The organism is Listeria immobilis, from assembly GCF_014322765.1.
In the GTDB taxonomy this organism is placed as follows: domain Bacteria; phylum Bacillota; class Bacilli; order Lactobacillales; family Listeriaceae; genus Listeria; species Listeria immobilis.
Map to the genome: position 1 here is coordinate 90,785 of NZ_JAASTZ010000013.1, position 10,909 is coordinate 101,693.

General features: G+C 37.3%; 9 protein-coding genes. All 9 read right to left on the reverse strand.

The window, feature by feature from the left end; all coding sequences use genetic code 11:
• Entirely contained in the window at window positions 1–756 is a 756-nt protein-coding gene (gene tpiA, locus HCJ50_RS10915) for a triose-phosphate isomerase (RefSeq protein ID WP_185345597.1), read from the reverse strand.
• Between the two features lie 45 nt (window positions 757–801).
• Window positions 802–1,992, reverse strand: coding sequence for a phosphoglycerate kinase (locus HCJ50_RS10920; RefSeq protein WP_185345599.1), 1,191 nt, complete (start codon window positions 1,990–1,992; stop codon window positions 802–804).
• A 135-nt stretch (window positions 1,993–2,127) separates the two neighbouring features.
• Entirely contained in the window at window positions 2,128–3,138 is a 1,011-nt protein-coding gene (gene gap, locus HCJ50_RS10925; RefSeq protein WP_185345601.1) for a type I glyceraldehyde-3-phosphate dehydrogenase, read from the reverse strand.
• 33 nt (window positions 3,139–3,171) lie between these two features.
• Complete coding sequence (locus tag HCJ50_RS10930) at window positions 3,172–4,218, reverse strand: sugar-binding transcriptional regulator (protein WP_185345603.1); 1,047 nt, start codon at window positions 4,216–4,218, stop codon at window positions 3,172–3,174.
• Window positions 4,219–4,658: 440 nt separating this feature from the next.
• The gene (gene rpoN / locus HCJ50_RS10935; RefSeq protein WP_185345605.1) at window positions 4,659–6,002 is read right to left on the reverse strand and encodes an RNA polymerase factor sigma-54; all 1,344 of its coding nucleotides are present in this window, start codon (window positions 6,000–6,002) and stop codon (window positions 4,659–4,661) included.
• A 157-nt stretch (window positions 6,003–6,159) separates the two neighbouring features.
• Complete coding sequence (locus tag HCJ50_RS10940) at window positions 6,160–7,086, reverse strand: dipeptidase (protein ID WP_185345607.1); 927 nt, start codon at window positions 7,084–7,086, stop codon at window positions 6,160–6,162.
• Between the two features lie 78 nt (window positions 7,087–7,164).
• Window positions 7,165–9,327, reverse strand: coding sequence for an MMPL family transporter (locus HCJ50_RS10945; protein WP_185345608.1), 2,163 nt, complete (start codon window positions 9,325–9,327; stop codon window positions 7,165–7,167).
• A gap of 78 nt (window positions 9,328–9,405) precedes the next feature.
• On the reverse strand, window positions 9,406–10,014 hold the full coding sequence (locus HCJ50_RS10950) for a TetR/AcrR family transcriptional regulator (protein ID WP_185345611.1): 609 nt from the start codon (window positions 10,012–10,014) through the stop codon (window positions 9,406–9,408).
• Window positions 10,015–10,032: 18 nt separating this feature from the next.
• Window positions 10,033–10,428, reverse strand: a complete 396-nt coding sequence (locus HCJ50_RS10955; protein WP_185345613.1) for a hypothetical protein — start codon at window positions 10,426–10,428, stop codon at window positions 10,033–10,035.
• Window positions 10,429–10,909 lie beyond the last annotated feature (481 nt).

The following is a 10,909-nucleotide window of genomic DNA, read 5'->3' on the forward strand; positions in this document are numbered from 1 at the left end:
TTATTTTACTGCCTCCAATAATGCTAAGAACGATGCTGGTTCTAAGCTTGCTCCACCTACAAGAGCGCCGTCAATGTCGGACTCTGCAAGATAATCAGCAATGTTTTCAGGTTTTACGCTACCACCGTATTGAATACGAACTGCATCTGCTGCTTTTTGGGATACAGCGTCCGCAACTTCTGCACGAATAACTGCACAAGTTTCGTTTGCATCAGCGCTTGTGGAAGATTTTCCAGTACCGATTGCCCAAATTGGTTCGTAAGCAATAACAGATTTGATTACTTGTTCTTCTGTTAATCCAGCTAGTGCTGCACGGATTTGACCACGTACCCAAGTATCTGTTTGACCAGCTTCACGTTGGTCTAATGTTTCACCACAGCAAATGATTGGTGTCATGCCATGTTTAAAGATTGCATGTGCTTTTTTGTTAATATCTTCGTCTGTTTCGTGGAAATACTCACGACGTTCAGAGTGCCCGATAATTACATAAGAAACGCCTAAGTCAGCAATTGCAAATGGGCTAATTTCGCCAGTGAAAGCACCTTCGTCTTCAAAATAACAGTTTTGTGCAGCGACACGAAGATTAGTTCCTTCAGTAAGACGAACTAATTCTTGTAAAAATAAAGCCGGCGCAGCAACTACTGATTCTACAGCATCGTTTGACGGTACGTTATTTTTTACATCTTCTGCAAATTGTCCTGCTTTTGCAGCAGTTTTGTTCATTTTCCAGTTACCAGCAATAATTGGTTTACGCATATGGATAAACATCCTCTCGATATTAAAAATTATTTTTGGTTCAGCTTATTTGTCACTAATAGAAGCAACTCCAGGAAGTTCTTTACCTTCAAGATATTCTAGAGAAGCACCACCACCAGTGGAAATATGTGTGAATTTGTCAGCGAAGCCTAAGTCCATAGCTGCTGCTGCGGAATCCCCACCACCGATAATAGTTGTCGCATCAGTTAAGTTTGCAATAGCTTCACAAACGCCAATTGTACCTTTAGCAAAGTTGCTAAGTTCGAATACGCCCATTGGACCATTCCATACAACTGTTTTAGCGCCTTGAAGTTCTTTTGTAAATAGGTCGATTGTGGCTTGACCAATGTCTAGTCCCATTTCATCTGCTGGAATACTATCTGCACTCACAGTATGGAATGGAGCATCGTTACTGAATTCTTTAGATACAACTGCATCTACTGGTAATACTAATTTATCGCCAGCTTTTTCAAGTAAGCCTTTAGCAAGCTCAACTTTATCTGCTTCTAAAAGAGATTTACCAATTTCTTGACCTTGAGCTGCCATGAAAGTGAAAGTCATTCCGCCACCAACAAGTACTTTGTCTGCTTTTGTAAGTAAGTTTTCAATAACACCGATTTTATCAGAGACCTTTGCGCCACCTAGGATTGCTACTAGTGGGCGTGCTGGATTATCAACTACACCGCCGATGAATTTAATTTCTTTTTCCATCAAAAATCCGGCCGCTGATTCTAAGTTAGAAGCGATTCCAACGTTAGACGCGTGCGCACGGTGAGCAGTACCGAAAGCGTCATTTACGAAAACGTCGCCAAGGTTAGCCCAGTATTTCCCAAGTTCTGGATCGTTTTTGCTTTCTTTTTTACCGTCGATATCTTCAAAACGTGTATTTTCAAAAAGAAGTACTTCGCCGTCTTTTAACTCATCAATTGCTTTTTCAAGTTCAGGACCGCGAGTAGTAGGAACGAATTTCACTTCTTTACCAAGTAATTCGCTTAAACGAGCGGCTACTGGACGAAGTGATTTTCCTTCTTTATCTTCTTCTGTTTTTACTTTTCCAAGGTGAGAAAAAAGAATTGCTTTACCGTTTTGTTCTAAGATGTATTCGATTGTTGGAAGTGCAGCTACAATACGGTTGTCGTTAGTGATTTTACCGTCTTTCATTGGCACGTTAAAGTCAACACGAACTAAAACTTTTTTGTCTTTTAAATTTAAATCAGTTACAACTTTTTTAGCCATTTTAGAGTTCCTCCATTGATTTTAAAGGATTAGGGTTGCCCCCGTTATTTCAGAAAATAAGCGGAAACAATAGTGTCTCCGCTTATTCTTGTTATTGCTGATGTGACAAGCACGTCAGTAAAATTAATCTGCTAATTATTTAGCGATTTTTGCAAAATATTCTAAAGTACGTACTAATTGAGCAGTGTAGCTCATTTCGTTATCGTACCAAGCTACAGTTTTAACTAATTGTTGATCGCCAACTGTAAGAACTTTTGTTTGAGTTTCGTCAAATAATGAACCGAAAGTCATACCTTTGATGTCAGAAGAAACAATTGCATCATTAGTGTAACCAAATGTTTCTGGATCAGAAGCTGCTTCCATAGCTGCATTTACTTCATCAACAGTAACTTTTTTGTCAAGAACTGTTACTAACTCAGTAAGGGAACCAGTTGGAACTGGAACACGTTGAGCAGCTCCATCTAATTTACCTTTAAGTGTTGGTAATACTTCACCGATAGCTTTAGCAGCACCAGTAGTATTAGGGATGATATTTTCTGCAGCAGCACGTGCACGACGGAAGTCACCTTTTGGATGTGGAGCATCTAATGTATTTTGGTCACCAGTGTAAGCGTGAATTGTAGTCATTAGACCTTCAACAACACCAAATTTATCTTCTAAAACTTTAGCCATTGGAGCTAAACAGTTAGTAGTACAGCTTGCACCAGAGATAACTGTTTCAGTTCCGTCTAATGTTTCATGGTTTACATTATAAACGATTGTTTTCATATCGCCAGTTGCTGGAGCGGAGATAACAACTTTTTTAGCGCCAGCTTTAATGTGTAATTCAGCTTTGTCTTGCGCTGTGAAGAAACCAGTACATTCAAGAACGATGTCTACTCCTAGGTCTCCCCATGGAAGTTCTTCTGGGTTACGGTTAGCTAATACTTTAACTTCTTTACCGTTTACTTTGAAGAAACCATCGTGTACTTCTACTTCACCGTCAAAACGGCCTTGAGTTGTATCATATTTTAACAGGTGAGCTAACATTTTAGCATCTGTTAAGTCATTGATTGCAACAACTTCAATTCCTTCCACATTTTGAATACGACGGAATGCTAGACGTCCGATACGTCCAAAACCATTAATACCAACTTTAACTGTCATAAGTCAATTTCCTCCTTGAAAATAGTGTTTTTTTTATTTCAAAAGGGTATTACTCCCTTTTAAAAGCGACTTTGCTGCTCCTTCATCCGTAATTAAAATCGTATTTTTGGGAGCACTTTTCATATACGATTTGATTGCTTTGGCTTTTGATGTACCACCTGCAACAGCGATAATATGCGGGATTTGTGCTAAATCTTCAAATTGAAGACCGAAAGTAGGAACCTTATGTACAACCTCGCCTTGTTCATCAAAATAATAACCAAATGCTTCACCAACAGCTTTACGATGGATGATTTTTTCAAGCACTTCTTCGCTGGTATATCTGCGTTTCGCCATTGCGAGCGCATCACCTATGCCTAAAATAATGGCATTTGCGGATTGTACTAATCGTAAGCCTTCTTGAATTGCCGGTTCTTTCAGTAAGGAACGATAGGCTTCTTCGCCAAGCTGCTCCGGAACATAGAGAACGCGGTGTTTCGTGTTTGTCTTTGTTGCCATTTTGTCACAAATTGTATTCGCTTGATTGTCAAGGTCTTCACCAATACCTCCACGTCCAGGAACGAAAAGTAAATCTCTGCCTTTTGCAAAATCAGTTGTCATCATTTCAGCAACTGTTGCCATTGTAGAGCCGCCCATAACTGCGACGATGTTTCTTTTTTCAGTGAGTGCCATGTCTAGTTGTTCTACTGCCACACGTCCCATTTCTTCACGGACCCATGGTGTAACATCACTATCACCTTGCACTACCAAGCATTTTTTGATTTGCAATTTTTTTGCTAATTGTTCTTCCATTGAATGTAACCCTGAAAGTTGATTCATGACGCTCTCTAAATCACGAAAAACAATCAATCCTTCTTTTGTAACGGTCATTCCGGATGAAGCAATTTCTATTAAACCTTGTGCTTTCAAAAATTCAACTTCGCCTCTTAGAACTCGTTCACTCATACCGAGCATTCCAGCGAGTGTACGTCTCCCAACTGGTTCAGAAAAATAAATCGAGCGTAAGATTTGGTAGCGTTTTTGCATAATCATTAAAACGTCGGGCAATAACTTTTTCTGAATGTTAATTAAATCTGACATTTTTAATTGCTCCTCATCTATGGACGCGATACGACCCGCTTAGTCATAAGATGTCCCGTTTGAACTAAAAAAAGTAGAGATGGAGGTTTAACGTACCTTTCAAGACTATTAAACTAGCCAATTCAGCTCGTCAACAGAGTGTCTCTCAATGTGTTTTTACCCCTTCTCTTTTTGCTTACACCGGTGAAACTTTTTTATCGTTCTTTTACTACCCTACGTTCCCTATTCTAACAGTGTTAGCATAATTCTTCAAGTATTAAGTGGGACATTTATGAAATATTCACCTATAATTTACAATCCATTTTTATCTTGCAAAGTTTTAGATAGGCTATATAAGTAGTTTTCCACCTTAATTGAAAATGAAACATGCTCTAGCGAATTTTTTATTTTTAAAAAAGACGTTTTGTGTCCCACAGCTTTTGATAGGAGTAAAACGTCTTTTAAAATCTCTTTCTTTTCGATGAAGAAGGAATATTTAATTCTAAACGATATTTTGCAATTGCTCTTCTCGAAACTTGAATATCTTTTTTCGCAAGCATATCTACTATTTTTTGATCGGAAAGTGGTTTTAGTTTATCTTCTGCTAAAACAAATTCTTGTACTAGTTTTTTGATGGTTGTACTGGAAACATCTCCTAAATCTTCATTTTCAGCAGATTTTTTCTGTAATCCTGATGCAAAGAAGCGTTTTAGTTCATATACCCCTGTATTTGTTTCCATGTATTTTCCATTTACTGCTCGACTTACGGTTGATTCATGAACACCAAGTTCTTCCGCCACTTCTTTTAATGTTAGTGGTTGCAAATGCGCTGAATTGTCTGTGAAGTATGCCTTTTGATGTTGAACAATGGCTTCTCCCACTCGTTGTAAGGTGCTTTCTCGTTGTTCAATTCCTTTTTTAATCCAATCAAATTCTCCCGCTTTGTCCCGTAAAAATTGAGCAACATCTTTCTCTTCGGTTGCGCGCATTGTTTCATAGTAAGCAGACTGAAAGCGAACTTGCGGTAAAAATTGTTTTGCCAAAGTAACGACGAGCTCCTTTTCATTTTGTAAAAGGATTAAGTCTGGCACAATATATTGCACCCGTTCCGACTCAAATTCTGAACCTGGCTTAGGATTTAATGTTTGGATATAATCAGATACTTCTTGGATATTTTGTAAACTAACATCCATCTCAGTAGCAATTTTCTTCCATTTCTTTTCAGCAAATTCTGTGAAATACTTTTGAATAACGTCATAAGCGATATAAGGAGCATCTGGGGACCGTTCGATTTGGAGTAAAATACATTCACGTGCATCTCTAGCTCCCACACCAGCCGGTTCCATACTTTGTAGAATTTCAAGTCCTTCTATAACCGTTGAATCATCCATCAAAAGTGCAGAACTTACATCTTTTAAATCAATTTGTAAGTAACCACTATCGCTTAAACTTTCTATTAAATATAAAACAATAATTTTATGTGTTTGGGTCACTTTCATTAATTGCAACTGTTCTTTTAGCGCATCAGCTAATGTCAGCTTATTATCTGCAATTTGGTCTAGCCAGTCTGTATCATCTGAACTTCCAGAGCTTTTACGACCACTGTATGAAAAATCTGTTCCAATATCTGAGCCTGGAATCACTTCAATTAATGGGTTCTCAAGTGCTTTATCTTCTAAAAATGCCATTAGATCAGCTGTTGTAAATTGAAGCATAGCAATAGACTGTGACAATTGTTGCGTCATATTTAATTTCAGCGATTGTTTTTGTTGCTGCTTTTGAACGAAATTAGATTCTAAACGCAAAATAAAACCTCCATTAAAATTTAGTCTGATTATGTTTATATCAAGCTAAGTAATATTCCATTCTTATTTATTATAACATGGGGATTTTCAAATTACAGTAGATTCTGTTTGTTTATGCGCAAAAAACCAAGTACTGGATTGGTACTTGGTTTTTTGGTTATTTCGGTAAATGATTTAAAAAGTTTTGAGAAGCAAATCCGCTTACTTCTTCTTTTGTATAATGTTTTGCTAGTACTTGGAGAAAGTCTTGGTATTTCCCAGCATTTTCAAGCCCTTTAACGTGGTCTGGAATGCCATCGAAATCCGAACCGAAACCGATGTTTTTCACTCCTCCAAGTTCACAAATATGATCAATATGACGAATAACATCTTCCATATTAGCTACTCCAGAATTAGTGGTAAATAGCGGGTGGAAAATCACATGAATCATCGCATCTCGCTCAATCATTGCTTTAATTTGGTCATCATCTAAATTTCTAGGATGAGAACAAATAGCTTTTGCACTTGAATGGCTGGCAATAATAAATTCTGCTTCTTCTAAAGTATCCCAAAACGCCTTTACACTTAAATGAGAAACATCTGTAAATACTTTTCGTTCATTTAAGCGGCGTATAATTTCTTTGCCAAACTGTGTTAAACCAGCGCCGCGTTCTTCCATAATTCCATCTGCTGCTAAATTTGCGTTATTCCAAGTCAAACCGACAGATAATACACCTGCATCGAGTAATTGTGTTAATTTATCCAAGTCGTGTCCAATCGGTTCAATGCCTTCTAACGTTAGCACAGCGCCAATTTTATTCTCTGGGAAATTTTCTAAGTCAGTCCATTTTTTCACTTGATGAATTATTCCACCCTTATGGAGCACATGTTGTTTAAAAATATTAACCTGTTCTACAGCTTTCTTCCATTTATGCTCTACTGGAACACACTCATCAAGAAAAATCGCAAACCCTTGTAATAACATTTCAGCTTCTACAAGTCGCTCAAAATTAACATCTAGTTCCTCAGCATCTTGAAAAGTGTATTTACCTTTTCCAGCTTGCAATTTATAAAGCGCATCACAGTGTGTATCAATTACTCTCATTTTCTGTCGTGCCTCCTTTTTGATACATCTATTATATACTTTTCTAAGGAATAGACAAGCAGTTTTTTTAGAATGAATTTATTTGATGATTTTATGCTTTTTACCCGGCCAAAATGCCCATTTTCCAAGAAGTACGGTAATCGATGGAACTAAGAACGGACGGACAATAAAAGTATCTAATAACACACCAATTGCTGTTATTAATCCAAATTGGACTAATAGCTGAATTGGAAGTGTAGTAAGTACACCAAATGTTCCTGCGAGAATTAAACCAGCTGAAGTAATAACGCCTCCTGTTTGCCCAACACCTTCTGTAATTGCTTTTCGAAGTGGTAATTTTTCACTATTTTTCCAAATACTAGAAATCATAAAGATATTGTAATCTTCTCCAAGTGCAACTATAAAAACAAAAGCATATAGTGGTATTAAACCAGAAATCGCTTCTACTCCCATTACATAATGAATAATGACCCAACCAAGTCCCAGCGCCCCGACAAATGAAAGCAAGACAGTCGCAACCAAATAAAGCATGGCTGTAATGGAACGTAAATAGCAGAGTAGTAAAATTGCAATTAAAGCTATCACTAAAGGAATAATGACTTTTTCATCATGCTCTGTAACTGCACGATCATCATATTGTGTAGCTGTTTGCCCAGCGATATATACATCATTTCCTTTATCTGCTGCATCGCGAACTTTCGGTACAACATCCATTGCTTCATTACTGTACGGATTATCCTCCAAAATCAGTGTATATTTTTGGTAACCATTGTTCCATTCAGGTCTGGAAACAGATTGAATCCCACCCACATTTTCGAGTGAGGCTTTCATTGATTCCTTCGAGTTTACAACAACTTCCATTGGAGCTAACATACCTGCACCATAATGATCACTAATTAATGTAAATCCTTCTCGAGATGGCATATCTTCTGGAAAAGTGGAGAGTGTATCATAGGTGTATTTTACTTGGGTGGTAAAGATGCCGCAACCAATTAAAATAATCAAAGTAATAACTAAAATTTTCACTGGATGTTTTGCAGACATTTCGCCAATTTTATGCCAAAATCGATTTTCTTTGTGATGTTTAGGTGCTTTACCTTTCTTCGTTGCACGTTCTTCTTCCATTTCCACTGTTCTAGGGACAAATGGCCAGAATGAAACGCGACCAAAAATACCTAACAATGCTGGTACAAGCGTTAACGATGAAATCATCATGATAAAAATCGCTAAACTAAATGGTACTGCAAAGTTATGAAATGAACCATACTCAGCAGCTAGCAGCAACAACAGTGCCGCCATTACAGTCAAACCACTAAGCGCAATTGCTCCTGCTGTGCCACTAAAAGCTTCTTTAAATGCCTGAAATCGATTTTTCTCTGTATGCAAATGGCTACGAAATCTGGATATAAGGAAGAGACAATAATCTGTTCCTGCACCAAATAGCAATACGGTCATAATCGACAGCCCTTGAGATCCATATGTGATAATCCCTTCTTTTGCGAGTAATCCGAGAATTGGCGTAATAACTAAGTAGGCAAAACCCACTGCAATTAGTGGAATAAGCGCTAAAATCGGTGAACGATAAATAACTAGTAAAAAAACAAGCACGAGCAAAACAGTTCCGATTAAAAGAGAAACATCTGCATCTTTAAATAAGCCGCTCGCATCTACACTAATCCCGGCAGGCCCTGTAGTTCGCGCTATCAACGTATCGCTCGCTGTCACTTTCTGAGTAAATGGATCTTCTCCAATAGTTGTTTTTGCTTTTGATTCAAGTTGCTGAAAACTTTTTGATAGTTCATCAGATGTAGCACTATTTTCCATAATAATAGTTTGAATAAAGGTTGTCCCATCATCAGATACTTGCTGTTTAAGAGCTATTGGTGGCAATTTATCATAAGGAACAGCCATTTGTTGATAATCCACAGGGCTCTCAGTTAATTCTTTACTGTATTTTTGAATATTTATTAAATCTGCTGTGGTCAAACCTGTTGAACGATACCATGTAATAAGCGCAGGCACCCCATCTGTCCCAGCAAATTGCTTATCAATTAATTTTTGCGCTACAACAGAAGGTTCTGAACTTGGTAAATCTTTAGCTGTATCATCTTTGTAATCAGCTGCTTTTGGAAAGAAAATTTGTAACACAATGATTGCGGCAATCCAAATTCCAAGAGTTATAAAACGTCCTTTTTTCCCACCTACCCCGCTAGCTACTTTACTTAAGAATCCATCTTTCATTATTAATCCCCCTTCACGCTTGTCCGATTTTCATTTATCATTCGATAAGTGAAATGCCAAAAAAAGAAGCACTCTCATTTATACCTCTTTTTTAGAAATGCCAAACATCATTAAATCCATTAATTCTTCAATCCGTTGTGTTGTACTTTGTTTTTCAGCAAATTGACTTTTACCAGAAAAAAGCGGACTAATTGTCGCTAAACAATATCTAGCGGCCACTTCGGCAGTTATACCTTCTCGCAATTTCCCTGCAGCTTCTTGCCCTTGAAAAAAAGCTTGAAATGGTTCTAAATAGGTTTCTTGCCATAATCTGTACATTAAATATTGATTTTCTGGTTTCATTTCATTTAATATATCGTGAACCATTAATAAAATATTGGTAGGATGCTTTTCAATTAGCATGATTAACATATCTTTCAGCTGCTCTTCGCTAGTTTTTGCGGATGCTAAAAGTGGATGCATTTCTAGTTGGATTTGCTTGGTTAATTCACGGACTACTTCTATATAAAGTGTTTCTTTATCTTCAAAATGATGGTATAAAGCTGGCTGAGTAATTTTTACAACGCTAGCTATTTCCCTTGTAGATACAGCCCGATAGCCTTTTTCCATAAATAAATCACGCGCGGTATCCAAAATTTTTCTTCTAGTAATTGCTAGTTCTTCTGCTCTTGTACGCTTTTTCTGCATCATCATCCCACCTTTCTTTTATTCCGCGGATAACAATTGGATATTTTTATTAATTAATTTTTGCAAAGTTTCTTTATGCCATTTCCTCCCAAAAACACGCTTGCTTACAAGGTATTTACCTTCTTCAAGCTCGCCATTTTCAGTAATTGCTCGAATATGTAATTGATATACTAACTTTTTTTTAGCTAAACTTATTTGTTGAATTGTTTTTGCATCTAAAAAGTGCATTTCGGCATCACTTAACTTAAATACAAAAGTAAACATTCCTGCCTCTGTAAAAGCTAAGACAAGTGTGTGCCTTGCTCGCATGTTAGGGCCAGCATATAAAAAATCCATTGTCCGAACGGTTAAATTATTTTCTTCACTGTATACCTTTATTTCTTCTTCTAATCGCTCTCTTAAACTAATAGCCAACCTAAACGCCTCCCTTGCTAATTACGATTTCACCAAAATAAGAATGCATGTAAGTGTCTTTTCTCATCCAATATCTTTTATCACCTTATAATGATAGCATTATTGTAGGAAAAAAGTATATCTCTAATATAGATACCCCAAAAAGTTAGATTTTTGGTCTAACTTTTTGGGGCAGTTCATTTTACATGAATCCAACGAAAGTGTTTTTCTTTTATGCTCATTTTTTAGTGGCAGTGTCTTCTATCTGGCAAGAAAAAACATAAAACCCTCTCCATTCTGCCAGCCATTTTACCGTGAACACTTCCTATTTAATTCGTTTCTATCTCTTGTACTGGCTTACCACGAAGCTTCTAACGCTTCCCTACTCGCTTGTATCGCTTCTGTTCGAGTCGTTTGTAGCCACGTAAATACCGCATCTCCTGTCGCTGATTCAAAGGCATCTTTCAACGTCACTTGCACTGCTTGGAGGTCTTCTTGCACC

Coding starts and splice junctions, on each gene's coding strand:
- tpiA (WP_185345597.1), bottom strand. CDS start 756: ATGCGTAAACCAATTATTGCTGGTAACTGGAAAATGAACAAAACTGCT.
- HCJ50_RS10930 (WP_185345603.1), bottom strand. CDS start 4,218: ATGTCAGATTTAATTAACATTCAGAAAAAGTTATTGCCCGACGTTTTA.
- HCJ50_RS10945 (WP_185345608.1), bottom strand. CDS start 9,327: ATGAAAGATGGATTCTTAAGTAAAGTAGCTAGCGGGGTAGGTGGGAAA.
- HCJ50_RS10920 (WP_185345599.1), bottom strand. CDS start 1,992: ATGGCTAAAAAAGTTGTAACTGATTTAAATTTAAAAGACAAAAAAGTT.
- gap (WP_185345601.1), bottom strand. CDS start 3,138: ATGACAGTTAAAGTTGGTATTAATGGTTTTGGACGTATCGGACGTCTA.
- HCJ50_RS10950 (WP_185345611.1), bottom strand. CDS start 10,014: ATGCAGAAAAAGCGTACAAGAGCAGAAGAACTAGCAATTACTAGAAGA.
- HCJ50_RS10940 (WP_185345607.1), bottom strand. CDS start 7,086: ATGAGAGTAATTGATACACACTGTGATGCGCTTTATAAATTGCAAGCT.